The organism is Aquabacterium sp. A08 (assembly GCF_011742065.1).
Map to the genome: position 1 here is coordinate 1 of NZ_JAAQQT010000442.1, position 269 is coordinate 269.

Annotated in this window: 1 pseudogene; it reads left to right on the forward strand. The window is 75.5% G+C overall.

Annotation, left to right across the window (positions count from 1 at the left end):
* Positions 1 to 269, forward strand: a pseudogene (locus HA630_RS27220) (hypothetical protein); the annotation flags it as partial.

The window sequence follows — 269 nt, forward strand, 5'->3', positions numbered from 1 at the left end:
CGGGGCCGCGCTGTGCCCATGGGCCGGGTGCTGCTGGTGCTGTGGGCCTTCCCCATGCTGGTGTTCGCGCTGCTGGGCCTGCGCCGCAGCATCGGGCTGCACTGGGTGCTGGGTTTTGTGCCGCTGTTTGTGCTGTGGGCCGCCACGCGCCTGCCGGTGCCGGCGCTGCGCCGGGCCTGGCGCTGGACGCTGGCCCTGTCGCTGCCCCACCTGCTGCTGGTGGCCGCCGTGGCCTGGGCGCCGCTGGCCTGGTGGCAGTCCACCCGCCT